The organism is Streptomyces sp. CG 926 (genome assembly GCF_003148825.1).
GTDB lineage: Bacteria > Actinomycetota > Actinomycetes > Streptomycetales > Streptomycetaceae > Streptomyces.
Map to the genome: position 1 here is coordinate 68,554 of NZ_QGGZ01000017.1, position 26,371 is coordinate 94,924.

The following is a 26,371-nucleotide window of genomic DNA, read 5'->3' on the forward strand; positions in this document are numbered from 1 at the left end:
TGGATCTCGGTAACAGAGGTCAGCACGGAACCAGCACGGGTCGAGGACATGGCTGCCTGGTACCGACGGAGCGGCGTCGTGGCGCCCGCCAACGGGTGGACTGGCCGACTGGGGCCGACTGAGGCCGACTGCAGAGTGTTGCCCAGCCGCCATCCCGAGCCTCTGGACGCCAGCGAGGTGAAGGGCTGCGACCGCTCTCCGATTCCGGCCGCTGGTTAGCGGGAGTGTCCTACGACCCTGTGGGTACTGGACGTTCCATGGCGGTTCCCTCGGGCAGGTTGGTGCGCGCAGGGTGGCGTACCTCTGCGCTGCGGGGGAGCTCGACCGCCCGGCGCCGGGCGTAGGCGATGTGGGCATCGTCGAGGGCACTCGGCGGGTTCGGCAGAGGCGACCGAAGCTGGAGTCCGTGTCGCCGGGGACGTGGCGAGACACCGCTCAGTCACTGCCGCGGGTCCGCACCTGCGAGCAGAGGGATCGGGCCACCTCCACATCGAAGGGAAGAGATCTTCCGTTTTCGCCCCCGATGCCTGGAGAATCACCCCCACCGTCAATGAGGGGTCGATGTTGCCGCGCCACACTGCCACCGTAGCCGCATTACTGATGATCACGTCGTCCTTCCTGGCCAGTTGCGGCGGGAACGCCTCGCCGCCCGCGCTGCCCTCGCAGTACGGCAAGAGCCTCGACGAAGCGGACAAGGCCGCACGGAAAGCGGGCTACGACAACATCGGGGGGTATGGCACCGCTGACGCTGGGCTAACCCAAGGCAGCGGTAGCGCGTGGGTGGTCTGCGAGCAGAAGTCCTACCGCTGGAGCGAAGACGACGACTGGAACATCCAGTTCAACCTCGTCGCCGAGACCGCGGACTGCCCCGGCGGTGTCCCGATTCCGGGGCTGAAGGAGAAGTACGCCGCGAAGTACGGAACAGGTTCCTCTGCCCCCGCGCCGCGTACCCCCGCAGGCCGGAGCGACGACCTGGACGGTGACGGGTATGTGGACGACCCTTGCCCAGACAAGAGCATCCCGCTCTGGGCGGAGTGCTGACACGGGTGCAGAGAGGCCTCTGCCGACAGCCCGGCGGTGGCTCACAGACGTGCCCGTCGGTGGTGTCAGACCTGGCAGTGCCGCCGGTGCGCGAATCCGCGGTTTTGCGCCGCCGAGCCTGAGGCGCTGTACCTACTCGATGTGGTCACCGGCGCAGCCGCGCTCACGGCGGTGGATGGCTGTTGGGCTGTGCTCGCCATTGCTCAGGGGGAGTTGAGGCCAGAGAGTCACGCACGCATTCGGCAAGGCTACGGCTCGCTGTTCGAAGGTGGTCACTGACCGCTCGTACACAAGCGGCCATTTCCCGGTTGTGGAACTTGGGGCCGCGGTGCCGTTTGAGGTACCAGGTGCCTCCGCCGGCCCCAGCCAGCCGATATACCCGGCTGTCGGTGCGCACCCTCAGCTGCGTCAAGGATCGATTGCGCCCCTTCCAGCAGGGGTCTCCGAGGATCCCGACGCGCCGGTCTTGGGCAGTGGTACGTGCGCTCACTCGGTTGTCGCCCGGAGGGGCCATCCCCGCGGGTGCGGGGAGCAGTCCATGAAGATCGGACCCCCGGGGGCCACGTCGGGAACACCCCCACGGGTGCGGGGAGCGGACCGTACCTACCTCTGATCTTGGCGGGGGCGGGGGAACACCCCCGCGGGTGCGGGGAGCAGGGGTCGAATACCACGCTCAGCCACAGCACGCGGGGAACACCCCCGCGGGTGCGGGGAGCATGAATCGCGGCTCGCCCTTGGGGGACGAGGGCGGGGAACACCCCCGCGGGTGCGGGGAGCAGAGCTTCTCGTACATCCTGCACGTGCCCATCCAGGGAACACCCCCGCGGGTGCGGGGAGCAGCGCGACACACCGCCCAGTGAAGCGCACTGGTGGGGAACACCCCCGCGGGTGCGGGGAGCAGCTTCGGGATCTGAGCCGAGAATGGCGAACAGGGGGAACACCCCCGCGGGTGCGGGGAGCAGTTTGGAAGGCCCCGGGACCACGTCCCGGGGCCAGGAACACCCCCGCGGGTGCGGGGAGCAGTCCTACACGGACATCGTGAGCGCTTTGGGCCAGGGAACACCCCCGCGGGTGCGGGGAGCAGGGCTCCCGGGACTCCTCCGACGTGGACATTGAGGGAACACCCCCGCGGGTGCGGGGAGCAGTTCCCGAGACAGAAGGCGTCCCACTCGTACGCGGGAACACCCCCGCGGGTGCGGGGAGCAGCACCCCGCACGGACTCATCCCGACCGGGGGCCGGGAACACCCCCGCGGGTGCGGGGAGCAGGATCACGCAGATCAGGATGGCGACAGCCAGGTGGGAACACCCCCGCGGGTGCGGGGAGCAGGCCCCCGGCGTCGAAACCATGAGGGCCCCCTGCTGGGAACACCCCCGCGGGTGCGGGGAGCAGCCGCTCATGGCCTACTCGCAGGCGTCGCACCTGGGAACACCCCCGCGGGTGCGGGGAGCAGAGGGTGTACGACGGCCGGTCCATCCCCATCGAGGGAACACCCCCGCGGGTGCGGGGAGCAGTCCGTGGCTGAGGCCGATACGGCCGTGGACCCGGGAACACCCCCGCGGGTGCGGGGAGCAGCTTCGGGATCTGAGCCGAGAATGGCGAACAGGGGGAACACCCCCGCGGGTGCGGGGAGCAGTTTGGAAGGCCCCGGGACCACGTCCCGGGGCCAGGAACACCCCCGCGGGTGCGGGGAGCAGTCCTACACGGACATCGTGAGCGCTTTGGGCCAGGGAACACCCCCGCGGGTGCGGGGAGCAGGGCTCCCGGGACTCCTCCGACGTGGACATTGAGGGAACACCCCCGCGGGTGCGGGGAGCAGTTCCCGAGACAGAAGGCGTCCCACTCGTACGCGGGAACACCCCCGCGGGTGCGGGGAGCAGCACCCCGCACGGACTCATCCCGACCGGGGGCCGGGAACACCCCCGCGGGTGCGGGGAGCAGGATCACGCAGATCAGGATGGCGACAGCCAGGTGGGAACACCCCCGCGGGTGCGGGGAGCAGGCCCCCGGCGTCGAAACCATGAGGGCCCCCTGCTGGGAACACCCCCGCGGGTGCGGGGAGCAGCCGCTCATGGCCTACTCGCAGGCGTCGCACCTGGGAACACCCCCGCGGGTGCGGGGAGCAGAGGGTGTACGACGGCCGGTCCATCCCCATCGAGGGAACACCCCCGCGGGTGCGGGGAGCAGTCCGTGGCTGAGGCCGATACGGCCGTGGACCCGGGAACACCCCCGCGGGTGCGGGGAGCAGATCACGTCGACGTATCCGGGGCGGGCCACGTCGGGAACACCCCCGCGGGTGCGGGGAGCAGCCGAACGTGATGGTGAACGCGAGCCGATCGCCGGGAACACCCCCGCGGGTGCGGGGAGCAGTGCTGACCCTCGCGCTCCCACCGGCCGACGGGGGGAACACCCCCGCGGGTGCGGGGAGCAGCGCGGGGGTGCCGTAGCAGACGAGATCGCCCGGGGAACACCCCCGCGGGTGCGGGGAGCAGCCCCCCACCCATCCGGGTGGGGGGCCGCTTTGCGGGAACACCCCCGCGGGTGCGGGGAGCAGGACGTGGAGATCGTCCGGTACGAGCGGGACGAGGGAACACCCCCGCGGGTGCGGGGAGCAGGTCCGTGTAGCTCCAGCGGTCCGACTGCACCAGGGAACACCCCCGCGGGTGCGGGGAGCAGCCAGCACCTGATCTTGTGGCGACCCGAGGCGCAGGAACACCCCCGCGGGTGCGGGGAGCAGTGGTTCTCCCTCAGTGCAAATGAGTGCGACCCGGGAACACCCCCGCGGGTGCGGGGAGCAGTCCGCGGCCAGATCAACCGCCGTCGCGCCGAGGGGAACACCCCCGCGGGTGCGGGGAGCAGGTCGCGTTGGCGTTGCCTCGCAGGTCCGTGGCGGGAACACCCCCGCGGGTGCGGGGAGCAGCCGCAGGAGCCCCGCTGAGCCCCTTTCGGGGCGGGAACACCCCCGCGGGTGCGGGGAGCAGAGTGACTGACCTGGGGTTCTATCGGGGGAGGCCCCAGCTTTGGCTGACTTTCTTTGAATCGGGCATTTAGGGCGTCTGGCCTGCTATCCGTTTCCGAAGCGTCGTCGCTTCGCGGCCTTGCTCCAGCCTCGGGTGGTCGGTGAGGTGGCGGTGGGGCGGTCATTGGGGCGGTGGATCAGAGTGACGCCTTCGAGGTCGGTGGGATCCCACTTGTGGTCGTGTGTGTCGAAGGTGAAGCCCTGCTCGTTGTCCGTGCTGTAGGCCAGTAGTGCCCGGCCGTTTCCCGCGTACTGGCGGACCTCCGCCCATAGCGTCTCGCGGATTCGTGCCGAGGGTCCGCCGATGAAGACGCCTGGTGAGATCTCAAGGAGCCAGCGGGTGAGGAAGCCTCGCAGCCCGATGGGACACTGCGTCAGGACAATAACGGTCACCAGGTCACCGTCTCGGCGTAGTTGCGGCCTGCGGGTACGGCGATATCACGGTCGGAGCGGAGGGTGACCTGGTCCTTGCCTTCCGAGAGATCTTCGGTTGTCGGGGCGTTGGGTTGCCCGGTCAGTAGTAGCCCTTTGATGTCGTCGACGCATCGGTCGAGCAGGCGGGCCTTGTTGATCCTGTCGCGCAGAGCGCGCCGTGTACGGGATCCGACGTCCTCGCCGCCCTCGGCGGCGACGTTGAATGCGACGGGGATGCCGATCTCGGTCTTGTAGAGGTCTGCTACGTCCAGGACGAAGGACAGTTCGTGGCCGGAGTGCACGAACCCGAGGCCGGGGGAGCAGCCCATCGCTGCGACGACCGCGTGCGCGATCCCGTACATGCACTGGGCGGCCGCAGTCACTGCCTGGTTGGCGGTGTCGCCCGAAGTGAAGTCGCCGGGGATGTACTGCCGGCCACGCCAGGAAACACCCGTACGCTTCGCCTCTGCGCGGTAGCAGTCCTTGACACGGCGGCCCTCGTGCCCGAGGAGTTCCTGCCGGTTGAACCCCGCCGGATCTTCGTCCGGGAAGCGCAGCCGGTACATGGCGCGTGCCACCTCCAGGCGGGTCCGCCGGTTCGCCCACTGGGTGGCTTGGGCTTCGACGAGGGTGGCGGAGCGGTTGAGGGAGCGGCCGCCGGCGTAGTAGCGGACGCCTTGCTCACCGACCCATGCGACGGCGGCACCGCTCTCGCCGAGCACGCTCATCGCTTGGTGGGTGATGCGAGTGCCGGGTCCGAGGAGGAGGGTTCCGATGGTGGCTGACGGGATGTGGGTGGTTCCGTCGGCGTCCTCGGCCGTGATGGCGTTGTCCTCGCGGTGGATCGTGCACCGCTCCAGGTAGATGAAGGAGACGCGTTCCGCGACACGGGTGAGTTCACGGGGGGACATTGCGTGGCGCTGAGCGACTGTGGTGGGCATGTGTTCACCCGGCCTTGGCGAGGGTCATCAGGCCGCATCCGTACGCCTTCGCTTTGCCGAGGCCCTGGGTGAGGGTTCGCCGTAGGGCGTCGGGGTCGGTGACTTCGAGGCGACCGTCGAAGGTGACGGTGACAAGAGGGACACGGTTGCGCCGGCCTCCCTGCGGGCTGGTCTTCTCGAAGTGGTGCCTGTGTTCGTCGCGTACCGCCAGCTGGTACTCGTCGCCTTGCGGCAGGCGCCGCCGCTCGGGGGGTGTGGTCAGGATGCGGAAGCCGGCGGCTTCCTGCCGTGCGAGCAGCCATCCCATTTGGTGCCGGGGGGTTACGTGCGCAGTGCGCTTGGTGGGTTCGCCTTCCTTGCGTCGGATCTGGTGGACCGGGTTGGCGGTCAGGCGGAAAGCCCATGTGTCGCCGGCGCGGAGTCCGGTGAGGAAGGGTTCGTAGTCGTAGGTCTGCCAGGCGGCGGTCGTGGGCCAGCCGGCCTGCTCCACCAGATGTGTGAGGTCGGGGTGTTCCTGGCTCACGATGTACAGCAGGACCTCTGCCTTGGCGTTCCGGTCGAGTCTCCATAGGGTCCGCGGCCGGTCGGTGCCGCTGGGCATTGCCCCTGCGAAGGAAGACATGACGGCGGCGTGCAGGCGCTGGGGTGATGCGAGGAGACTGCGGGCGCCGAGCCGGGCGGTGTTGATCCGGAAGCGGGTCAGGTGCATCAGGGACCGTCCATCGGGGACAGCAGGGCCTCAGGCTCGTGCCGAGGTACGGGGACGGGAGCGCGCCGCTTGCGGCCGGCTGAGCTGGGGCTGAAGCGGGGGTTGTGTACCTCGATCGAAGTGGATATCACGCTGCGCAGGGCGTAGCGGCGGTGGCGTGGGTCGAAGCTGATCGGCTGGTCCTTGAGCGTGTCGCCGAGGCGGCTGTCGGCTGTGCCTTCGCCCAGGATGGTCAGGGTGATTGTGCGGTCGTGGCGGCGCTGCTCGCGGTACCAGTCGGACGCCTGCCACTCCTCGGCCTTCAGGGCCTCGACCGGATCGTCGATGTTCCTGAGGCCGAGGTCCAGGGGGCCCTGCGGTGGGCACGAGCGGCGGCCGAGGTAGGGGAGGTAGACGGGAGTTTGAACGGCGGCGTGCAGGGCGCGGATCATTGCGTCGTGGCCGGCGATTGCCGCTACGAACACGGCGTCGGCGAGGTAGAAGCGTTCCGACACCGGCATCGCCTTCTCGGTGTCTGCATGGTGGGCGGTTTGGAAGTCCCTCAGCCGGGTGCCCGGTTGGTCGATGCGTACGGCAAAACGGAGCGCGGCGAGGTCGGTGAGGTCTGCGGTACGGTCCCGCCCGAGGGCGGCGGCGAGGAGGCCGATCACGCCGCTCTTGGTGGGGGCGGACTCGGTAGTGCGTCGGGCAAACCGGGCCGAGGCCCCCCACGATTGCAGGGGGCCTGCCAGGCGTAGGGCCAGGACGCTTTTCATGCCTTCCCCAGGCGCTCAGCAACGGCTTCGCCCACTTCGGTGACCAGTGGCCCCAGGTCGACGGGCGTGCCGAGCGGGGCCAGGGCGGCCGTGGGCTCCCCGACGCGCAGGATCCAGGTGCGGTCGGCGGTGGCGCCGAAGGTCTTCTCGACCGCAGGGATGTGGTCCGCCAGCGCCTCGCAGGCGGCGCGGACGTGCCCTTCGCCGGTTTCCTGCTGCACGACAGGCCGCTCGAAGGCCCCCACGAAGCTGACGGGGCGGGAGGAACGGAGCTTGACGATCACCGCGTCGGGGACGGTGTGGTTGCCGAAGGTGTTGGCCTTCCCGGTGGGCATCGACATGGCGAATCCCTCGACGAATGCTTCCACCGCCCTGCGCACGGGTTCGCCCGCGCGTTCCACTTCCGTGAGGCCGGCATCGAGGTTCCTTGCGAGCAGGTCCACGTCCACGGCGGCGTAGCGGTACAGGGTGGCAGAGTTGAAGTCGACCGTGCCGATCATTCCAGCTCCGGGTTCCGCACTGGAGTTCTGATCGTCCACGGCGGTGAAGTAGTCCGACTCCATGTCCACGGCGTGCACGCTGAGGGCGTGGGCGACCTGGGCCGCGGCATCGACGTTGATGTCGGAGGCGTCTGCGACCATGCGGCCGAAGAGCGCGATGTCGACCGAGTGGCGGGTGGAGGCGATCTGCTTGGCGCGCGCCTTGATGTCCTTGTCCTTCACGAACACCTTGGGCTCGTCGTTCTTGCCGATGCCCTCGACCACCAGCTTCGCCAGTCCGTCGAGCTGGTGGGCGCTCAGGAACAGAAGGTAGGAGGACTGAGGGGCCTGGGGATCCGTGACGTCGTCGTCCTTCCCGGAGGACTTCCGGGTAGGCGTTTCGATCTTCGCGCCCGTGGCCACCTGAACGAGTTCGGCTGCCATGGGCCATACCTGTTCGGGCGCCAACGAGGGTTCGAGCGCCGTGATCCGGGATGTCAGCGCGTCGACGACCTTCTTGGTCCGTACGCCCAGCTCGGCCGGCTCGAGCAAGCTGTCGAAAGCCTTCCGGGTGGCCCGCTTCCACGCCTGGCTGGAGACTCGGGAGCGGCGCACCCCACCGTAGACAGCGCTCTTGGGTGCCCCGGTGTCATCTCGGTTGATGTTGCTCGGTGGGACGGTCTGCAGGATGTGCACGTCAAGGATGGTGCGGCTCATTCGTTTTCCCTCATCTCGTTCGTTGCGCTCACAAGCGGTACGGCGGAAATGCCCTGGTCCTGCGTCGTCCTGGGGGCCGGGGGACGGTAGGCGTGGAAGCTGCGCCCCCATGCCTGACGGACCTGGCCGGCTCCGCCCGGCCGCTGCCATTGGTCGAGTTGCTCGGCGAGCAGGCCGTAGTCGAGGGGGACCTCCGCAGTGCGCATCAGCGTGACCAGATCCCGCAGTCTCTGGGCCAGCACGTCGAGGGTGCTGGATGTCCCTGCGCGGACGAACCTCTTGCGGACGGGATCGTCCGCGTCGGTCCCCGACATGAGCCGACGTACTGCTGTTCCCACGGACGGCCCGTCGGGCACGTGCATGCGCCTGGAGCGGTTGGACTGCTGGTGCACGGCCCACAGAGTGATGGCGACATGCGCGGCGCGCTCGGCCCGGAGCGCCTCGGATTCCGGTGCGGTGTGCCTTCGCTGGGTGAGGTACGCCGCGTGGAATGCCTCGACGCCGACCAGCCCCCAAAGGTCCGGTGTCCGGGTCGGCTGACGTCCGACGCCCCGCCGAAGGCGGGCGAGGGCCTGCACGGCTTCGGCACGATCGCCGAGATAGCCGATCTGCAGCGTGTGGACGTGTTGATTGACGGCCTGGCGGAGTGGACCGAGTTCCTTGACCGGTGTCTGTGGCGCGTTAGGTGGCTCGGCAGGCGCCGGGATCGACGGCACGGTGTCGGTCATGGAGAGACTCCTTCGCTGGTGTCGACCCTGTCCGGATCCGGCGCCGGGGCGTGGCGCAGCGGAAAGGCCTTGTGGAGCCGAGCGCGGAACACCCGCTCGGCAGCGGTGTTGTCCAGCCAGCCGCTCTCACCAGCGGCAGCCAGCTGCCGGTCGGCCGCTTCCCACAGGATTCGGTGGGCCGCGACCTGCCACGCCCGGCGGGCCGCTCCCGGCTCAATCGCCGTGCCCAGCCCGGTCAGCCACTGCCGATAGGGGCCGTCCAGCAGACCGAACCCCAGGTCCCGAGCTGTCTCACGCGGTGCCTCAGGATCCCGCCCCGACGCCCTGGCAAGGTCGGCTGCCAGGTCACCCAGAGCGCCGACGCCCGCATTGCTGTCCTCCACCGCCCCCAGAGCCTCGGTCGCGTATCGCTGGTCTTGCTCGTGGAGCAGGATGACCGACATCGTGAGGCTGTCGTCGACGACCTCGTCGATGACCGATTGCTGGGTGCCGTACGTCGCACCGATCAGGCGGGGCCTGATGAGCATGTCGCGGGGCAGTAGGCGCTCGTAGGTGAGCTCGGCGACCCACTTCAGCACTCCCGCTCGCAGGTAGGCGGGAGGCTCATCCCGTGCCCCTGCCCGTTCCTGCGCCTCGGACATGAGCAGCGAGGCCAGGCCGCGCCAGGCCGCCCGTGTCGGGTCGTGTTCGCGCGGCATGTAGACCGGCGTGCGGCCCAGCTTTTTCTCCTGCGGCTTGCTGCGGCGCCAGCCGCTCATCGGCTCGTACATGTGCTTGTCGGGCGCCGACAGGGGATCACCGTATGACAGGACGACACCGTGGACGGCAGTACCGTCGTGGTGCAGCCGGATGCGTCGCGACTGCCATGTGTACAGATCCCGAGGGCCGGTCGGCCGCGATTCCAGGCCCTGCTGCACATCCGGCTCGCACTGCTCCCGGCGCCAGGCCGGCTTGTCGTCCTTTTCGACGGTGAGTGCACTCGCGTCGGACGCCACGAGGTTCAGGAGAAGGGTCTGGCGGAGCGTGTCACCCTCGACGAAGACGCCGCCCAAGTTTCCGGCCCAGCCGACTCCTTGTGGGTAGCCCTTGCCGCCCTTGACGCGGGAGTCTCCCACGGCACCTGACTTGATGCCGGAGGTGTCGAAAGCGTGGGCATGTACGAGCCATCGCGCCGCCTCCGCGAACGAGAGCCTTTCGACGCCGGGTTGGCGCATGGTGAAGAAGGCCTCGCCGTTGGGGACATCCGCGACGATGCGGTTGAGGGACGCGACGTCGTCCTTGTGCGTCCTCAGATCCGCCACTTGGAAGAACGGGCGTGTGGGGTGGAGGAGGTCGAATCTGTCGCGGTGACGATCGAGATACGCAGGCACGTCCGCGAACGGTTCCGTACTGTCGTGCAATTCCTGCCAGGCGTCAAGGTCCTCCGGCCCCTCCACCGCGTCGTGCAGAACCGCCAGTAGGAGCCTCAGCAGGGCGAACTCCTGCGACGGCAGATCCCCCACCAGCCGGCGGACCTCGTCGGCTCGCGCGAAGACCTCCTTCAGAGAAAGCTCCGTTGCTGTGCCGTCGCATAACTGGACGGGCAACCACGGGCGGGAGACCAAGTCGAAACCAGGCACACCCTTCACCAACCTCACGTCCTTGGCCCCGGCCGGGTTGATTTCCAGCCCATCGGCCTTGCTGTAGTGGACCTCGAAGCCTGCCAGCCGGGTCTGACGTTCCTCGTCGAGGACGAGGATCAGCTCGCCGGCCAGCCAGTGGCACTCTGGCGTCTGCCACGCCTGAGGCCCGAATTTCTCGAGCTCCTCGATGGCACGGTCGATCACCCAAGGCTTCGAGAAGTGGTAGGGCAGACGCAGAGCGCTGGCCGCGATCGCACGCGCCGTCCGAGGAGGCGGCACCGCGTCGACCGGCACGTCGAGTCCGCCCTGCCCCCGGTCCAGCCAGGGCAAAGTTGCGTATGTCCCATCGCTCCGACGTTGGATGACAAGGACTTCAAGGCTCTCATCGCTGTCCCGCACCTGGGCCCGGCCAGCCCGGGTGTCGTCCGCGTCGCCGACACCGGCGTCGATCCAACCCACCAGAGACCGTCCTGGCTTGCGGACTTCGGCGATCCGGAAGACCTGCGCGGCACGCTGCTGCTTGGCGACAGCAACTCCGTGCTCCGCGAGCGCGGCGCTCAGCGCGTCGGCCCACTCGTTCCGGGGGGCAGCGAGCCGGTCCGCGTAGGCGGTCTGCACCAGCGGGCTGATGTCATCCGGGAGTACGAGCGGTTGCGCATCCCAGTACGGGAGCAGCACCGCAAGCGACCGCAGTAGCGCGTGCCGGCCATAGACGGATACCGAACCGCTGACCGGCGCCGGGGGTATCGCTTCCCAGTCGACCCCCGTGACCAGGCACCGGGCCACCCGAAGACGGGCCGGGCGGTCCGCCTGCCCCGGGCCACGCTGGTGGCGGTGGAGCCGTCCCATACGCTGTAGGACGAGGTCGACGGGAGCGAGGTCGGTGACCAGCACGTCGAAGTCGATGTCGAGGGACGCCTCGGCGACCTGGCTGGCGACGACGACGTGGGGCCCCGGCGGCCGCGAACCTACAGGGCCGAACCAGGTCACAAGCCGGTCGTCATTGCGCGCCCGGTCCAGATCCACGAACCGAGAGTGGGTGACGGTTACAGCCTCGGTGCCGAACCGCTCGCGCAGCACCTCCGCAGCCTGGAGCACACGGTCGACGGTGTTGCGCACCACGAGCGCGCAACCACCGCCGAGGAGTTCCTCCTCCAGCCGGTCCGCGAGCACACCCAGGTCGTCACCGAGCTGCTCCAACACCACCTCCGTACGCCGGTCCGCGGCCGCTTCCGGCGCCCTGACGACGGAGTTCCGCCCGGGGGCAACCATGCTGATCAGCGGGTAGGCGTCGGCGGCCTCCAACTCAGGACGCAGATCGGCTGCACCGGAGTAGGCCTCGGCCAGCTGTCGTCGTCGCCCCGAGGGCAAGGTGGCGGACAGCATCACGACGGGCACCCGGTACGCCCCGAGCCAGGACAGCACCCTCTCCAAGTACTCGTTCATGTATGCGTCGTAGGCGTGGACCTCGTCGATGACCACGACCTTCCCGGCGAGCGCGAGGTGCCGAAGTGCCAGGTGCCGGCTCTTCAGCCCGGCGAACAACAACTGGTCGATGGTGCCGACGACGAAGGGGGCAAGCATCCCTTTCTTCCTGCCCCTGAGCCATTGATGAGCAACGAGCTGCCCCGAGGCAGCGCACATGTCAGCGCGGCGCGAGGTTGCAACACCAGGCACCGCATCCAGATCGACTGCGGCGACCGTGCGGGCGCCGGCCCGTAGGTCCTTCGCGAAGTCGTCGTTGAGCGAGCCCTTGGAATGGGCGAGGAACACCGCCAGGTCCACTCTCCCCGGCAGGTGCTTCAACCACCGCCTCACGCGCCCGTACATGGCATTCGACGTGGCACGGGTCGGCAGCGCCACGAAGCACCCACCGGCCCCCGACCGCGAGGCGAAGACCTCCGCCACGGCGAGCGCGGCCTCCGTCTTTCCCTCTCCCATCGGCGCCTCGATGATCATCAGGCCGGGCGTATCGGCCTCGCGTGCGACACGGACCGCCTCCTCCTGCAACGGCCGGATGGATGCCAGATCGAATCGCGCAGCGAAGAACTCCTGCGCCGTACCCTCTGGCATCTGCGGGACCCAGGGGCGGGGAAGGTCGATCCCGCGCCACGCAGCATCGATCCGGTCGGCCTCGTCACGATGCCGGTCCTCAGGGAAGAGCAGGAAGAGATCCGGATTACTGGCGATCCAGTCAGCGACGATCACCACAGCGGACAGAACAGCCTGGACCGGCTGCGACAACTTCACCTGCTGCCACCGGGCCAGCCGCTCCCGTACCCCGTAGCCTGTCGCACAGGCGTCGAGGAGCTCGGTCTGCACCGCACGCCAAACAGCCTCACTGGGCCCCGGAGTCCGCAAGAGCTCACCATGGCGGCGCAGGTCATGAAACTGTTCGTGCGCCGGAGGAACCCCGTGATGCCCGCCCACCGGCACCGCGAACGCCATGACGTTACGAGGTGGCCACCCCTGCTGCTCCAGCCACTCCTCCAAGAGGACCTGCCCGGCCAGGCCATGCGGAGCACGGCTTCGGGTAGTTCCGAACTGCTCACGAGTGGGCGTCGTCAGCCCGCGATCGTTCATTCGGCCGGCCAGAACGTCGACCTGGCAGGCGAAGGCCGGGGTCGCCTTTCCGATGTCGTGAACGGCGGCCAGCCAGACGGCCAGTGCCCTCGCGTCCTCTTCGCCACCAGGCAGGTCGTCGCCGACCAGTTCACGTACCTGACGCGGGACCCATTCGTCCCACAACCGGTCGGCCACGGCTGCTGAATCGGCCATGTGACGCCACAACGGCAGCCACTTTTCCGTCTTCCGGTCGTGCTTGGCCCACACACTCCGCGCCGCGGCTGTGAGCTGTGCACCCCAGTGCGGCGTGCCTTCCTGCATCGGATCCCTCCCCAGAGACCGCTGTCCGTCGCCTCTAGCCGGCAGGACGCGCAGCGGCGAGCCGCCGAAGTGGGGTCCCGTGCTCCACTCGAGCACCAGGACCCCACGAACGAGCCGTTCCCTACCCTGTACCGAACGCGGCTTCTACACGATCCCTCGTCGGAGTGAACCGCGGACGACGACCAGCACGATCACCAACATCACGGTGACCCTGACGCCGACGTCCAGGGGCAGCTGAGATCCGGCCCCGCCGGCCAGTACCGCAACAAGAACGGGCAACAGCTATGAATTTGGCTGCTGCCCGCTGCTGACCTGGGAGTCCATGGGAGGTAACACGCTCAAGCACCTTTAGGAGTGGTCAGGGCGAACCTGTCACGTCTTGTCAGGACACGGGTTCGGCCTGTGTTCTTGGGCCTGCTGAACGGGGTTGCAAGGCGTTGTTGCCTCACGACGAAGAACACCCTACGCATCCGCACCCTCACGCAACGGGTTTTGCCTAGGCTCGGTTGTAGTGGATTCCCCAGATTTTGGACTCAAACAAGCACAGTTCGATGTGACCTGAAGGTAGGCCTGACGCACCCATCTCCATCCCCGTAGTGGCGGGGAGCAGTGGTCGAGCACAGATGGACTCATGCACGCACAGGGATCATCCCTGCGGAGCAGGGAGCAAAGCCGCCCACGCCGTCGAGCGAACATGTGGGCACGGTAGCGGACAGTAGTTGCCAGTCGCAGACACTCGGACAAAGCCCTGCCGGCCTTCGCGTCGAGTCGCCGTGATGAACCTGTCGGCTGTAGCGACTTCTGGTGCTGTGCGCTCGCCGCTACCCACGCCGGCAATCGAACCCATGTGTAGCCCCAGTGTGCACCCACCAGCCCCCGCTGGTCATCGAATTGTTCGAGGGAGCCAGCAGCCCCATCTCGTGGACGATCCCTTTGGGTGGATTGTCCGAATCTCGTGAAGTGCCCCCAAGCTGCTTGTGACCGCCCTAGAGTGCCAGGTCAGCCAGTCTGCTCCCCGCGCCTGCGGGGATGAACCCCGGCCCGACGCTGCACGTCGGGCCTGCGCTGGCTGCTCCCCGCGCCTGCGGGGATGAACCCGTCACCGGCACCTCGGCCACACCCTTGACCGCCTGCTCCCCGCGCCTGCGGGGATGAACCTTCCGGGACCTGTTCTCGATCGGCAGATCCACCACTGCTCCCCGCGCCTGCGGGGATGAACCCAACCGCGTCCGGGCGCGCCGAGTGCAGACGGCCTGCTCCCCGCGCCTGCGGGGATGAACCCGATACGGATCAGGTCGCGGAAAGGTCCGCTACCTGCTCCCCGCGCCTGCGGGGATGAACCCCAGCCGTCCAGGGTGTCCTCGACGGTGATCAGCTGCTCCCCGCGCCTGCGGGGATGAACCCCACCTGCAGATGGGCGTGGGGATCGGCAACCTCTGCTCCCCGCGCCTGCGGGGATGAACCCAGGCCCGCCATCAACGCCCTGATGCTCCCGAACTGCTCCCCGCGCCTGCGGGGATGAACCCACGACCATGACGAAGGCGCTGTCCGCACCGGTCTGCTCCCCGCGCCTGCGGGGATGAACCCTCCTGCAGGATCACGGCATGGGAGCCGTCGGTCTGCTCCCCGCGCCTGCGGGGATGAACCCGGCGGCAGGTCCACGTCCCGCGCCGAGGGCCCCTGCTCCCCGCGCCTGCGGGGATGAAACCGGTCATCGGAGCCGTCAGACGCGCCCGCCACAGGCCCGGCAGGGTCCCTTGTGTTGGTTGAGGGCATGTTGGGGCCCCTAACTGTGGTGGTCCGCCACATACACCGCTGACCTGCGTGTTCCTATGGTGTGGCCACATGGAACGTCCCCGCAGACCCCCGGAAGTGGTGCACATGACCTCCCCAGCCCCGGCCGCCGCACCGGCCCCGTCCGGCATCCGGAGAATCGTCGCAGCGAGCCTGATCGGCACCACCATCGAGTGGTACGACTTCTTCCTCTACGGGTCGGCCGCCGCACTCGTCTTCAACGAGCTGTTTTTTCCCGGCAGCGAGCCCCTGGTCGGTACCCTCCTCGCCTTCCTGACCTATGCAATCGGCTTCGCGGCCCGCCCGCTCGGCGGGCTGGTCTTCGGCCACTACGGGGACCGGATCGGGCGGAAGCGGCTGCTCGTCCTCAGCCTGCTCCTCATGGGCGGGGCCACCTTCGCCATGGGCCTGCTGCCCACCCACGCGAGCATCGGCGTCGGCGCCCCGATCCTGCTCACCCTCCTGCGCCTGATCCAGGGGTTCGCGCTCGGCGGCGAGTGGGGCGGGGCGGTGCTGCTGGTCTCCGAGCACGGGGACGACAAGAGCCGCGGCTTCTGGGCCTCCTGGCCGCAGGCCGGCGCGCCCGGAGGCAATCTGCTGGCCACCGGGGTGCTCGCCGTCCTGGCCGCCGTGCAGTCCGACGCGGCCTTCCTCGCATGGGGCTGGCGGATCCCGTTCCTGCTGTCCGGGGTGCTGGTGATGATCGGCCTGTGGATCCGGGTGTCGGTCTCGGAGTCCCCGGTCTTCCTGGAGGCACAGGCCAGGGCCGCCGAGCAGGCCGCCGCCGGGGCCGAGGCCAAGCCGCCCGTGGTCGAGGTGTTCCGTACGAACTGGCGCGGGGTCCTGACCGCGATCGGCACCCGCCTCGGCGAGAACATCTCGTACTACGTCATCACCGCCTTCCTCCTGGTCTACGTCACCAGCCACCTCGGGCTGCCCAAGAGCGACGGCCTGAACGCCGTACTCATCGGCTCCGCCGTCCACTTCGTGGCCATCCCGGCCTGGGGCGCGCTCTCCGACCGCATCGGGCGCCGCACCGTCACCCTCATCGGCTCGGTGGGCATGATCGGTTGGGCCTTCGCGTTCTTCGCGCTGCTGGACTCCAAGTCCTTCCCGGTGATCGCCGCGGCCGTGACCGCCGGGCTGCTCCTGCACGGCGCCATGTACGGGCCGCAGGCGGCCTTCATCTCCGAGATGTTCGCCACCGAAGTCCGTTACTCCGGCGCCTCGATGGGTTCCCAGCTGGCCTCCATCATCGGAGGCGCGCTCGCCCCGATCATCGCCGTGGCCCTGCTGCGCGACTACGACTCCTCCCTGCCCGTCTCGGTCTACCTCGCCGTGGCGGCCGCGGTCACCACCCTGACCGTCCTGGTGGCCAAGGAGACCCGCGGGCGTAGCCTGACCCGGGAACCCGACCCGGTACGGGCCCCGGTGCCGGCCGGCCGGCGGGCCGGGCACGACCCGGTGCCGGCCGACAACTGAGGACCGACAGGCAGGCTGAGTGTGGGCGGCGCCGGCTCGAACGGCGCCGCCCACGTCCGCGTCGAGCATCACGGAGAGCACCCGATGCCCACCACCGAAGACAGCGGGACCCACGCCACCGGCACCGGTACCGGCGCGCTGCTGCGGCTGCGCAACCTCCTGGACCTGCTGGATCGGGGAGCTCCCGCCGAGGCGTTCCAGGACGTCGAACTCTCCGACGCGGACGCGGACGCGGACGTGGAGGCGGGGGCGGGGGCGGAGGCAGGGGCGGAGGCGGACGCCGTGGTGATCGCGGAAGCGACCCGCGTCGCGCTCCGCATCCACCGCACCCTCGGCCAGCACCGCCGCCGCGAAGCCGAACTCGCCGCCCTCTTCGACACCGCGGGCGACCTCGCCCGCCTCCGCGAGCCCGACGCGGTGCTGAAGGCCATCGTCCACCGGGCCAAGCTGCTCCTCGGCACCGACGTGACGTACCTGTCCCTCAACGACGAGGAGGCGGGGGACACGTACATGCGGGTGACGGACGGTTCGGTCTCGGCCGCGTTCCAGCAGGTGCGCCTGGGCATGGGGGAGGGGCTGGGCGGACTGGTCGCCGAGACCGCCCGCCCGTACTCCACCGGTGACTACCGCGACGACCCGCGCTTCCGGCACACCACGACCATCGACACCGCCGTCACCGAGGAGGGCCTCCGGGCCATCCTCGGCGTACCGCTGCGCCTGGGCACCCGGGTGATCGGCGTCCTCTACGCGGCCGACCGCACCGCCCGCACCTTCACGCCCGACGAGGTCGCCCTGCTGTCCTCGCTCGCCGACCACGCCGCCATCGCCATCGACGGCGCCCGCCTGCTGGACGAGACGCGTACCGCGCTCGTCGACCTCAACGCGGCCTCGCGCACCATCGAGGCGCACAACGAGGCCATGCGCCGCGCCGAGGACGCGCACGACCGGCTCACCGACCTGGTGCTGCGCGGCGGCGACGTCACCGACGTGGCCACCGCCATCGGCACCGTCCTGCAGGGCGGCACCCTCGTCCACGACGCCGAGGGGTCCGAGCTCGCCCGGGCGGGCACGGACCCGCGGCCCCCGTCCCCCGAGGCCGTCGCCGCCTCGCGGGCCGGCGGACGCGCCGTCTTCGTCGACGGAACGTGGGTGTGCGCGGTCCTCGCCGGGCAGGAGCCGCTCGGCAGCATCGCCCTGACCGGCCGCGCCGACCTCGACGCCGCCGACCGCCGGCTCTTCGAACGCGCCAGCCTGGTCACCGCCCTGCTGCTGCTCCTACGCCGCTCGGTCGCCGAGACCGAGGACCGGATACGGGGTGAGCTGCTGGGCGACCTCCTCACCCGGGCCGCCGACCCGGCCGGCCTGGCGGCGCGCGCCCGTCGGCTCGGCGTGAACCTGGGCCACCCGCACGCGGTGTTCGTCCTGCACACCGCCGCCGTGCCCCGGGCCCGGCTGCTGGCCGCCGCCGCCCGTATCGCCCAGGCCCGTAAGGGACTCGCCGGGCCGCACCACGAGGACGTCGTCCTCGTTTGCCCCACCGACGCTGCCACCGACGCCCCCGGTGTCGGCCCCGATGTCGGCCCCGGACCCGCCGCCGCCGGCCTCGCCGGCGAGCTGCGCCAGGCCCTCGCCGCCCCCGTCACCGTCGGAGCCGCGGGACCGGTCTCCGGTCCCGCGGAGTTCGCCGACGCCTACGCCGAGGCCGGCCGCTGTCGGACGGCGCTGTGCGCACTGGGCCGCGAAGGCACCGGCGCTGCCCTCCGTGACCTGGGCTTCCTCGGCGTGCTGCTCGGCGACCAGACGGATCTGGGCGGCTACGTCCGGCAGACCCTGGGCCCCGTGCTCGCGTACGACACGAAGCGCGGTACCGACCTCGCCCACACCCTGCGGGCCTACTTCGACGCGGGCGCCAGCCGGTCCCGCGCCGCGGAAGCCCTCCACGTGCACGTCAACACCGTCGTGCAGCGCCTGGAGCGCATCGGCAGCCTGCTCGGCCGGGACTGGCAGCGGCCGGAGCGGGCGCTGGAGCTCCAACTCGCTCTGCGGATCCATCAGGTGCACCGCCATGACGGCTCCGGTCCGGGAGACTTCGCGGCGTAGCCCGCGCCGGCCCGCTCCAGCCGGCAGGGTGGACGGTATGTGCGGCCGTTACGCTTCCACCCGCAGTCCCGAGGACCTGTCCGGCCTGTTCCAGGCCACGCCCCCCGATCCGGGGCACGCGCTGGAGCCGAGCTGGAACGTCGCCCCCACCGACGCGGTGTGGGCGGTACTGGAGCGCGCCGACCGGGAGAGCGGGGTGCTGGAGCGGCAATTGCGCCCGCTGCGTTGGGGGCTGGTGCCCTCGTGGTCGAAGAGCCTGTCCGGCGGCGCGAAGATGATCAATGCGCGGGTGGAGACGGTGCACGAGAAGCCGGCCTACCGGCGCGCCTTCGCCAAGCGCCGCTGCCTGCTGCCCGCCGACGGGTTCTACGAGTGGGAGCCCGTGCCCGCCGCCGGTTCCGTGAAGGCGTACAAGCAGCCGTACTTCATCCGCCCCGAGGACGGCGACGTGATGGCGATGGCCGGGCTGTACGAGTTCTGGCGTGACCCCGCCGTGGCCGCCGACGACGATCCGGCGGCATGGTGGGCGACCTGCACGATCATCACCACCGAGGCCACCGACGCGGCCGGCCGGGTCCATCCCCGGATGCCGCTGGCCCTCGCCCCGGCGGACTACGAGGCCTGGCTCGACCCGTCCCACCAGGACCCGGACGCGCTGCGCGCCCTGCTCTCCGCTCCCGCGGGCGGCAGGCTCGACGTGCGCGCCGTGTCGACCGCCGTCAACAACGTGCGCAACAACGGGCCCGAGCTCCTGGAAGCGCCCCCTTCCCCGGGTCGCTGAGAAACACCTGGCGCCGACGGCACCTGCCCGACGCCGCCTCGAGCCGCCCCGAGCCGCCCCGAGCCGCCCCACGTCGCCCCGATCCTGCGGAGGTACGGGGTCCGCCGCCTGTCGATGTTAAGAAATATTGACACCGTGTCCTGATTCCTTGACACTGCCGATGTCGGGTTTTCTTTACATGGGGAGTGGCTGTGGCAGTCGAGGAGAAACGCGCGTGGATCATGATCGTGGTCACGGTCGTGTCGTACGGGGCGTATCTGGCCATCGTTCTCGGGCGGTCCGGTGGTGAGCCCCTGACCCAGCAGCCCTACGCGGCCGCCCTGCTGTGGACGGTCGGCGCCGCGATCGTCGCCTCGATCGCGCTCCACATCACCGTGTCCCTGCTCTCGCCCGAGGAGGGCAAGGTCAAGGACCAGCGCGACCGGGAGATCAACCAGTTCGGTGAGCACATCGGCCAGTCGTTCATCGCGATCGGCGCCGTGACCGCGATGCTCCTGGCGATGGCCGAGGCGGACCAGTTCTGGATCGCCAACGCGATCTACCTGGGGTTCGTCCTGTCGGCGCTGCTCGCGTCCACCGCGAAGATCGCCTCCTACCGGCTGGGCTTCCACCCGTGGTGAGGCCCACCCGGGTCACCAACAGCATCCGGGCCCTGCGCTTCGCCAACGGCGAGATGACCCAGGCCGAGCTGGCCCGCCAGATCGGCGTGACCCGCCAGACCGTCATCGCCATCGAGCAGGGCCGCTACTCGCCTTCCCTGGAGAAGGCCTTCGAGATCGCCCGCGTGTTCGCGGTACCGCTCGACACCGTGTTCCAGTACACCACCACCGAGGGAGACGACTCATGAAGGCCATCGTCCAGGACATCTACGGACCGCCCGAGGTCCTGCGGACGGAAGACGTGGAGCGACCGGTTCCGCGCCGGGGCGAGGTCCTCGTACGGGTGCACGCCGCCGGCGTCGACCAAGGCGTCTGGCACCTCATGGCGGGCAAGCCCTACGCGGTCCGCGCCGTGTCCGGCCTGCGCAGACCCAGGACCCGCGTCCGCGGCATGGACGTCGCCGGGGTGGTCGAGGCCGTCGGCCCGGACGTCACCCGCTTCCGGCCGGGCGACGAGGTGTACGGCAACTGCTCGGGGTCGTTCGCCGAGTACGCCCGCGCCAAGGAGGGCACCCTCGCACCCAAGCCGGCCGGCCTCGGTTTCGAACAGGCCGCGGCGGTGCCCGTCTCCGCGTGCACCGCGCTCGGCGCCGTACGGGACAGCGGACAGGTCAAGGCCGGTCAGCGCGTCCTGGTCCTCGGCGCCTCGGGGGGCGTGGGCAGCTTCACCGTCCAGGTGGCCAAGGCCTACGGCGCCCACGTCACCGGAGTGTGCAGCACCGCCAAGACCGACCTGGTCCGCTCCCTCGGCGCCGACGAGGTGCTCGACTACACGCAGGAGGATCCCGTCGACGGCAGCCGCCGCTACGACGTCATCCTGGACATCGCCGGCAACCGGCCCATCGCCCGGCTGCGCCGCGCCCTCACCCCGCGCGGAACCCTCGCCATCGTCGGCGGGGAGGGCGGCGGCAACTGGATCGGCGGCAACCAGCGGCAGCTGGGCGCGATGCTGCTGTCGCCCTTCGTCGGCCACCGACTGCGCGCCCACGGCACTTTGGTCCGCAGCCGCGACCTCGAAGCCCTCACCGAACTCATCGAGGCCGGTTCGGTGACACCCGCCCTCGACCGGATATACCCGCTCGCCGAGGTACCCGACGCCATCCGCTACCTCCGCGACGGCCACGTGCGCGGCAAGGTCGCCATCCGGCTATGAGTCGTCGAACCTGATGCGGGCGGCCACCGGCAGGTGATCGCTGCCGGTGGCGGGCAACGTCCAGGCCTCGGCGGCGGTCGCCGAACGGGTCAGGATCTGGTCGATCCGGGCGACCGGGAGGGCCGCGGGCCAGCTCAGGGCCAGCCCCCTACGCGGCGCGGCCAACCGGGAGGTCAGCGGGGCGAGACCCCGGTCGTCCACCGTGCTGTTGAGGTCACCGAGCAGGATCACCCGCCCCAGCTTCTCGGCGGCGACGGCCGCACCCAACAGCCGCGCGCTCTCGTCCCGCGGGCCCGAGCCGAATCCGCTCGCCCGGAAACGGACCGACGGCAGGTGCGCCACGTACACCGCGATCTCACCCTGTGGCGTGAGCACACCGCAGCGCAGGCCACGGTCCCAGCCCTCCCCGATACCGGCGGGCCGGATGTCCACGCGGCGGACGTCGGTGAGCGGATGCCTGGACCAGAGCCCGACCGTGCCCTCCACCGCGTGGTACGGGTACGCGGCCGCCAGCGTCGCCTCGTAGGCCGGTAGCGCCGAGGGCGTCAACTCCTCCAGGGCGATGAGATCCGGGGCGCCACCGATCAGGGCGCGCGCCGTGCCCGTGGGGTTTGGGTTCTCGTCGCTCACATTGTGTTGGAGGGCCGTGATGTCGTGCCCGTCGCGGTCCGCCGGCAGCAGCAGTTCGCCGAAGAGGCCCGCCCACGCGGCGGCGGGCAGCAGGACGGCCACCAGGGCCGTAACCGAGCGGCGCACCAGCGCCGAGACGAGCAGGACCGGAACCGCGAGGCCGAGCCAGGGCAGGAACGCCTCCAGCGCACTGCCCAGCCGACCCACCGTGTTGGGGACCGCGGAGTGGAACACCAGCAGCGCGGCGCTCAGTACGGCGAGCCCCGCGAGGACGCGCCCGCGCGTCCAGCGCGTACGGCCCCGGGCGTCGGCGCCCCAGCGCCACCGGGCGGCGCGTCGCGCGCCGCTCCCCGCCACGGTCGGCGCCGTCGGAGCCTCACCTGAATGCCTCGGACCTTCTTCCACCTCGGGTACGACGCATGATCGGGCGGCCGGGTTCCCGCCGCGCCGCATGTGGAACAGTGATCGTCCGGGGGCGACCGCACCGGGCGGTCCGCGGAGCGAGGACGGGAGACCTGCATGGGTACGGCGAGGATCGCGGTCGTGACGAGCGAGGGCGGCGCCGACCAGGACGCGGATCTCCCGCTGATCCTGGAGGCGTTGCGCGCCGCAGGCCTGTCCGCGCAGGCGGTGGCCTGGGACGCCGAATCGGCGCGCTGGGACGGCTACGACCTCGTGGTCATCCGGTCGACCTGGGACTACGCGAACCGGCCGGCCGAGTTCCTGGCCTGGGCGGACAGGGCGGCCGAGGTCACCCGGCTGTGGAATCCGGCGCCGCTGGTGCGCTGGAACAGCGACAAGCGCTATCTGCTGGAACTGGCCGCGCGTGGGGTCCCCGTCGTACCGACCCGGGTTGTCGACCCGGGCGATCGCCGCGATGCGGCGGACTTCGACGGGCCGCACGGGGTGGTGGTCAAGCCGGCCGTCTCCTCGGGAGCGCGCGACACCGCGCGGTACGAGCCCGGACGCCGGGCGGACGCCGAGCGGCATGCGCGCATGCTGCTCGACCAGGGCCGTACGGTGATCGTCCAGCCGTATCTGCCGCTGGTGGAGGAGGGGGAGCGGGCGCTGATCTTCTTCGCCGGCACCTTCAGCCACGCGATCCGCAAGCAGGCCCTGTTGACGGAGGCGGGGCTGATCGACAACTTCCGGGTGCCGCACCCCGGCGCCACCCCTTACCTGCCTTCGGAGGCGGAGCTCCGTACAGCACGGGCGGCGCTGGCCGCGGTCCCGGCTCCGGGTGAGCTGCTGTTCGCCCGCGTGGACCTGGCGTTGAACGAGGCCCGGGAACCCGTGCTCATGGAGCTGGAGCTCATCGAGCCGAATCTGTTCCTGAGCATCAACCCGCAGGGGCTGCAGCGCTTCGCCGAGGCGGTCGTGGCCGCGGTGGCCGCGGGCCGCCGGGACACGCCGTAGCGCTCCGGCCCCGTCCACGGGGCCGGAGCGGGGGCCGGTAAGGTCGCGGACCCTCCCGGCCCGGGTCTAGTTGAGACGGTCGAGCCGTACGCGCCGGCGGCGGCGGAGCAGGAGACCCACGGCCGCGCCGGCCACGGCGGTCACCGCCACACCCGCCGTCGTCCACCAGACGGCGTACCCCCCGGTGTCGGCGGCCTGTTCGGTGGCGCCCTGCGCCGACGAGGCGGCCGGGGCCGCGGCGGACGCCGACGAGGACACCGGCGCGGCGGCCGACGGGACCGGAGCAGCCGCGGAGGCGACCGGGGTGGGGGTGGCCGGAGCCGGAGCCGGGTCCACCACGGGTACGGCCACCTCGAGTTCGCCGTGTCCCAGGGACGGGAAGCCCACGTCGACGCTCACCTTCCACGAACCCGGAGGCAGCGCCTCGGCCGTGGTCCAGCCCGCGGGCGCCGCGGCGGCATCGCGGACCAGGCGCCAGGGCCCCATGGTGCGGGAGCCGTCGACGCTGACCGCGTTCACGGTCGCGGCGACGGCCTCGTCGATGGCGTCCCCGTCGTTCTCCCAGGTGACGTCGGCGGTGACACGACCCTCCCGTTGCCCTGTCACCACCACCTTCACGGTGTCACCGTGGGCGTGGGCCGCGACGGGGAGCCAGAACATGAGGCCGAGTGCGGCCAGGGCGGCCGAGAAAACGATTCGAATGCGCATCGTCGGGGTGCTCCGGTCAAGATGAGGGGTACCGGCGGACGGCCGCTCGATGCGGCCGTCCGCCGGGGTGGGTTCACGCCGTCAGGGCGTCAGAAATGCTGCGCCGTGGCAGTGATCAGCCGGACTTCTGCAGGGTCCAGGCCTGCGTCGCGCGGCCGTCCGCACGCTGGAGGTCGAGCAGCCAGTACCCGTAGTAGGGGCGGTTGCTGACGGTGAGGGCGAAGCCGCCGCTCGCGTCCGTCACGGTCACCGCGCCACCGCGCGAGGTCAGCTTCCAGGCCTGCGCCTTGTTGCCGTTGCCGCAGGGCTGCTGGGAGACCCACATGCCCGCGGCGGGGGTGCCGCCCGGCTGGAGGCACTTGCCCGAGGCCACGGACTTGATGCGCACCTGGCCGTTGCCCGCGTCGTCGAAGTACCACTGCTGCTGGGCGTAGCCGTTGGTGCGGCCACCGACGAGGACGGTGCCGTCGGCGGTGCGGCCGCCCCAGACCTCCGCCGCCATGCCGGTGCTGCCGTTGCCGAGCACGTACTTGGTGCCCGGGGTGGTCGTGCCGCCGCCCGCGCCCGTCGTACGGAAGGACGCGGCCTTGCCGGGGCCGCTGTCACGGCCGGCGCTGTCGCGGACCGAGACGGTCACCTTGTAGGCGGTGCCGGGCTGCAGGTTGTAGATGCGGAGCACCTGGGACTGGACCCACGTCAGGTGCTTGCCGTTCAGCTGCACCGCGTACCAGGAGGCGCCGTCGACCTTGGGCCAGCTCACCACGACCGAGTTGGACTGGATCTGCGCCGCCGTCACGGTCGGGCCGCCGGTGGGCTTCTTGGTCGGCGTCGGCGTGGGCTTCTTGGTGGGCGTCGGGTTCGGGTTCGGACCCGGGTCCGTGCCGCCGCCGCCCTGGGTCTTCATCAGGAACTGGTTGTCGGCGATGTTCCAGTGCGTGGCCAGGTAGCTTCCGGCCTTGGGACTGGTGTGGAAGTAGTCGTCGTGGTTGCAGTCCAGGATGTTCTCGGCAGCCTGGTTGGTGCAGACGTTGCGCATCTGGGGGTAGTACGGGGTGTCCGAGTAGCACATGACGTCGTACTCGTCCGTGCAGTGCGCGCCACGGCTGGTGTTCGGGGCGCTGTTGTTGACCGCGCCCAGGTTGTGGCCGAGTTCGTGCGCGGCGGTGTGACCGCCCCAGCAACCGGAGTCGGTGCGTCCGTAGGACGGGCCGAAGTTGCTCTGGTTGGCCTGGCCGGGCCGCTCGTCGCCCGCGAAGGTGCCGATGCCGCAGTAGACCTGGGTGTCGGCGAAGATCATGTACTTGCGGTCACGACGGTCGAGGCCCTTGCCGGCGAGCGCGTTGTTCGTGGCGCTGAACTCGGCCAGGGCCGAGGCCGGGAGCTCGATGTTGAGCACGGTGGGGGTGCAGTCGGCGGCCGTCACATAGCGGATGTGACGTACTCCGCCGGTCTCCTTGGCGCTCGTCGAGTAGATGAGGTCGGCGTCGGCCGCCCACTTGCGGAACGAGGCGACGTACTCGGAGTAGCGGTCCTTGCCGGGGGCGTGGACGTAGACGACCTGCACGCGGTTGCCGGTGCTGCCGTCGCCGTCGCACTGGACGGTCTGGCCGGCGGGGCCGGCGGCGACGTTCTGGCTGCCGGCGGCGGCCGCGGGTTCGGGTGCGGAGGCCTTGGTGGCCGTCGACGCGTCGGCCGCGGGCGCGTCCTGAGGACGCCCGCCGCTTTCCTTGCTGGCCGGGTCATCGGCGGCGGGGCGGGCCGGATCGGCTGCCGGAGCCGTCTCCTTGACCGCGGGCGCGATGTCCTTCGTGATGTCGACGCCCTTGGGCGGGGCGTCGGGGCCGTGGGTGCACAGCCCGGTGTCGGTGCGGTAGACACCCACGCACCGGTCGCCCTTCGGCGCGGCCTGGAGGCCGTCGTAGATCATGCCGCTCGCGGTCTCGTTCGCGGGCGCGGCGGCGATCGGTTCCGGCTCCTGGTCACGCGCCGGCGCGGCGGCGGGCGCCTCGGCGGCGGCCTCCACCACGGGCGCGGCAGCCTGGGCGCCGTCGCCGATTCCTGAGTAGGCGATGCCTGCGGCTATCAGCCCCGCCGCTGCCGTGGCGGCAGTGGCGAGTATCAACCGCCGCGGTTTGCGACGGTGGTCGGCGGCGGCGGCAGGCCGTCTGCGACGTCCTGTCATGGGCACCTCAAATCGTTGTCGGAAGACTGGGTGCGCGGAAGCCTGCCAGACGAATGCCGAGGAGAATTCGGACAAACGGGGGCGTGCACCGGGAAATCATTCCGTTACCTGTCGGCACGATTTGACGAACACTCAACTGTCATTAACCGCAGGGGA

At 70.5% G+C, this 26,371-nt stretch carries 18 protein-coding genes and 2 CRISPR repeat arrays; of the genes, 8 read left to right on the forward strand and 10 right to left on the reverse strand.

The window, feature by feature from the left end:
- Positions 1 to 600: 600 nt before the first annotated feature.
- On the forward strand, positions 601 to 1,041 hold the full coding sequence (locus tag BCL76_RS34495; RefSeq protein ID WP_146228488.1) for a hypothetical protein: 441 nt from the start codon (positions 601 to 603) through the stop codon (positions 1,039 to 1,041).
- Between the two features lie 506 nt (positions 1,042 to 1,547).
- Positions 1,548 to 4,021: a CRISPR direct-repeat array (repeat unit 29 nt; unit sequence GGGAACACCCCCGCGGGTGCGGGGAGCAG).
- Positions 4,022 to 4,104: 83 nt separating this feature from the next.
- Here BCL76_RS34495 and cas2e read toward each other — a convergent pair.
- Genes cas2e through casA form a run of 7 tightly spaced genes read right to left on the reverse strand, consistent with a single transcriptional unit; the run spans position 4,105 to position 13,310 of the window.
- The gene (cas2e, locus tag BCL76_RS34500; RefSeq protein ID WP_030764188.1) at positions 4,105 to 4,452 is read right to left on the reverse strand and encodes a type I-E CRISPR-associated endoribonuclease Cas2e; all 348 of its coding nucleotides are present in this window, start codon (positions 4,450 to 4,452) and stop codon (positions 4,105 to 4,107) included.
- Positions 4,449 to 5,414, reverse strand: a complete 966-nt coding sequence (gene cas1e, locus BCL76_RS34505) for a type I-E CRISPR-associated endonuclease Cas1e (RefSeq protein WP_109783327.1) — start codon at positions 5,412 to 5,414, stop codon at positions 4,449 to 4,451. Before cas1e ends, cas2e begins: the two co-directional genes overlap by 4 nt.
- Before the next feature lie 4 nt (positions 5,415 to 5,418).
- Positions 5,419 to 6,123 carry a type I-E CRISPR-associated protein Cas6/Cse3/CasE gene (cas6e, locus tag BCL76_RS34510; protein ID WP_109783328.1) on the reverse strand — a complete coding sequence of 235 codons (705 nt, stop codon included), beginning with the start codon at positions 6,121 to 6,123 and terminating at the stop codon, positions 5,419 to 5,421.
- Entirely contained in the window at positions 6,123 to 6,878 is a 756-nt protein-coding gene (gene cas5e / locus BCL76_RS34515; protein WP_109783329.1) for a type I-E CRISPR-associated protein Cas5/CasD, read from the reverse strand. The genes cas6e and cas5e overlap by 1 nt, the downstream gene beginning before the upstream one ends.
- Positions 6,875 to 8,074: a type I-E CRISPR-associated protein Cas7/Cse4/CasC gene (gene cas7e / locus BCL76_RS34520; protein WP_109783330.1), complete on the reverse strand. Its 1,200-nt coding sequence runs from the start codon at positions 8,072 to 8,074 to the stop codon at positions 6,875 to 6,877. The genes cas5e and cas7e overlap by 4 nt, the downstream gene beginning before the upstream one ends.
- Positions 8,071 to 8,802 (reverse strand): type I-E CRISPR-associated protein Cse2/CasB, encoded by a 732-nt coding sequence (gene casB, locus BCL76_RS34525; RefSeq protein ID WP_109783331.1) that lies wholly within the window; start codon positions 8,800 to 8,802, stop codon positions 8,071 to 8,073. The genes cas7e and casB overlap by 4 nt, the downstream gene beginning before the upstream one ends.
- A complete protein-coding gene (gene casA / locus BCL76_RS34530) occupies positions 8,799 to 13,310 on the reverse strand; it encodes a type I-E CRISPR-associated protein Cse1/CasA (RefSeq protein WP_109783332.1) in 4,512 nt (1,503 codons plus the stop codon). Before casA ends, casB begins: the two co-directional genes overlap by 4 nt.
- A 1,008-nt stretch (positions 13,311 to 14,318) precedes the next feature.
- Positions 14,319 to 15,019: direct repeats of the CRISPR family, unit length 29 nt; unit sequence CTGCTCCCCGCGCCTGCGGGGATGAACCC.
- Positions 15,020 to 15,191: 172 nt separating this feature from the next.
- On the opposite strand from casA, the gene BCL76_RS34535 reads away from it, so the two are divergent.
- The 6 genes from BCL76_RS34535 to BCL76_RS34560 all read left to right on the forward strand — a co-directional run bounded on the left by BCL76_RS34535 (position 15,192) and on the right by BCL76_RS34560 (position 21,279).
- Positions 15,192 to 16,586: an MFS transporter gene (locus BCL76_RS34535; protein ID WP_109783333.1), complete on the forward strand. Its 1,395-nt coding sequence runs from the start codon at positions 15,192 to 15,194 to the stop codon at positions 16,584 to 16,586.
- 84 nt (positions 16,587 to 16,670) lie between these two features.
- Positions 16,671 to 18,686, forward strand: coding sequence for a helix-turn-helix domain-containing protein (locus BCL76_RS34540; protein WP_109783381.1), 2,016 nt, complete (start codon positions 16,671 to 16,673; stop codon positions 18,684 to 18,686).
- A 37-nt stretch (positions 18,687 to 18,723) separates the two neighbouring features.
- The gene (locus BCL76_RS34545) at positions 18,724 to 19,467 is read left to right on the forward strand and encodes an SOS response-associated peptidase (RefSeq protein WP_109783334.1); all 744 of its coding nucleotides are present in this window, start codon (positions 18,724 to 18,726) and stop codon (positions 19,465 to 19,467) included.
- A 191-nt stretch (positions 19,468 to 19,658) separates the two neighbouring features.
- Entirely contained in the window at positions 19,659 to 20,087 is a 429-nt protein-coding gene (locus BCL76_RS34550) for a hypothetical protein (RefSeq protein WP_181382862.1), read from the forward strand.
- Positions 20,081 to 20,314 carry a helix-turn-helix transcriptional regulator gene (locus tag BCL76_RS34555; RefSeq protein WP_109783335.1) on the forward strand — a complete coding sequence of 78 codons (234 nt, stop codon included), beginning with the start codon at positions 20,081 to 20,083 and terminating at the stop codon, positions 20,312 to 20,314. Before BCL76_RS34550 ends, BCL76_RS34555 begins: the two co-directional genes overlap by 7 nt.
- Positions 20,311 to 21,279 (forward strand): NAD(P)-dependent alcohol dehydrogenase, encoded by a 969-nt coding sequence (locus tag BCL76_RS34560; protein ID WP_109783336.1) that lies wholly within the window; start codon positions 20,311 to 20,313, stop codon positions 21,277 to 21,279. Before BCL76_RS34555 ends, BCL76_RS34560 begins: the two co-directional genes overlap by 4 nt.
- Here BCL76_RS34560 and BCL76_RS34565 read toward each other — a convergent pair.
- Positions 21,274 to 22,266, reverse strand: a complete 993-nt coding sequence (locus BCL76_RS34565; protein WP_258310077.1) for an endonuclease/exonuclease/phosphatase family protein — start codon at positions 22,264 to 22,266, stop codon at positions 21,274 to 21,276. The two genes, BCL76_RS34560 and BCL76_RS34565, sit on opposite strands and share 6 nt — an antisense overlap.
- Before the next feature lie 162 nt (positions 22,267 to 22,428).
- Here BCL76_RS34565 and BCL76_RS34570 point away from each other — a divergent pair, with 162 nt between their 5' ends.
- Positions 22,429 to 23,325: an ATP-grasp domain-containing protein gene (locus tag BCL76_RS34570; protein ID WP_109783338.1), complete on the forward strand. Its 897-nt coding sequence runs from the start codon at positions 22,429 to 22,431 to the stop codon at positions 23,323 to 23,325.
- Between the two features lie 66 nt (positions 23,326 to 23,391).
- Here BCL76_RS34570 and BCL76_RS34575 read toward each other — a convergent pair whose 3' ends face one another.
- A complete protein-coding gene (locus BCL76_RS34575; RefSeq protein ID WP_109783339.1) occupies positions 23,392 to 24,033 on the reverse strand; it encodes a hypothetical protein in 642 nt (213 codons plus the stop codon).
- Between the two features lie 115 nt (positions 24,034 to 24,148).
- Positions 24,149 to 26,155 (reverse strand): RICIN domain-containing protein, encoded by a 2,007-nt coding sequence (locus tag BCL76_RS34580; protein WP_258310078.1) that lies wholly within the window; start codon positions 26,153 to 26,155, stop codon positions 24,149 to 24,151.
- Positions 26,156 to 26,371: the final 216 nt, after the last annotated feature.

Bases quoted from the DNA above. Each gene is read 5' to 3' on its own strand.
- BCL76_RS34495 (WP_146228488.1), top strand. From the start codon at position 601: ATGATCACGTCGTCCTTCCTGGCCAGTTGCGGCGGGAACGCCTCGCCG.
- cas1e (WP_109783327.1), bottom strand. From the start codon at position 5,414: ATGCCCACCACAGTCGCTCAGCGCCACGCAATGTCCCCCCGTGAACTC.
- cas6e (WP_109783328.1), bottom strand. From the start codon at position 6,123: ATGCACCTGACCCGCTTCCGGATCAACACCGCCCGGCTCGGCGCCCGC.
- cas5e (WP_109783329.1), bottom strand. From the start codon at position 6,878: ATGAAAAGCGTCCTGGCCCTACGCCTGGCAGGCCCCCTGCAATCGTGG.
- cas7e (WP_109783330.1), bottom strand. From the start codon at position 8,074: ATGAGCCGCACCATCCTTGACGTGCACATCCTGCAGACCGTCCCACCG.
- casB (WP_109783331.1), bottom strand. From the start codon at position 8,802: ATGACCGACACCGTGCCGTCGATCCCGGCGCCTGCCGAGCCACCTAAC.
- casA (WP_109783332.1), bottom strand. From the start codon at position 13,310: ATGCAGGAAGGCACGCCGCACTGGGGTGCACAGCTCACAGCCGCGGCG.
- BCL76_RS34535 (WP_109783333.1), top strand. From the start codon at position 15,192: ATGACCTCCCCAGCCCCGGCCGCCGCACCGGCCCCGTCCGGCATCCGG.
- BCL76_RS34540 (WP_109783381.1), top strand. From the start codon at position 16,671: ATGCCCACCACCGAAGACAGCGGGACCCACGCCACCGGCACCGGTACC.
- BCL76_RS34545 (WP_109783334.1), top strand. From the start codon at position 18,724: ATGTGCGGCCGTTACGCTTCCACCCGCAGTCCCGAGGACCTGTCCGGC.
- BCL76_RS34560 (WP_109783336.1), top strand. From the start codon at position 20,311: ATGAAGGCCATCGTCCAGGACATCTACGGACCGCCCGAGGTCCTGCGG.
- BCL76_RS34570 (WP_109783338.1), top strand. From the start codon at position 22,429: ATGGGTACGGCGAGGATCGCGGTCGTGACGAGCGAGGGCGGCGCCGAC.
- BCL76_RS34575 (WP_109783339.1), bottom strand. From the start codon at position 24,033: ATGCGCATTCGAATCGTTTTCTCGGCCGCCCTGGCCGCACTCGGCCTC.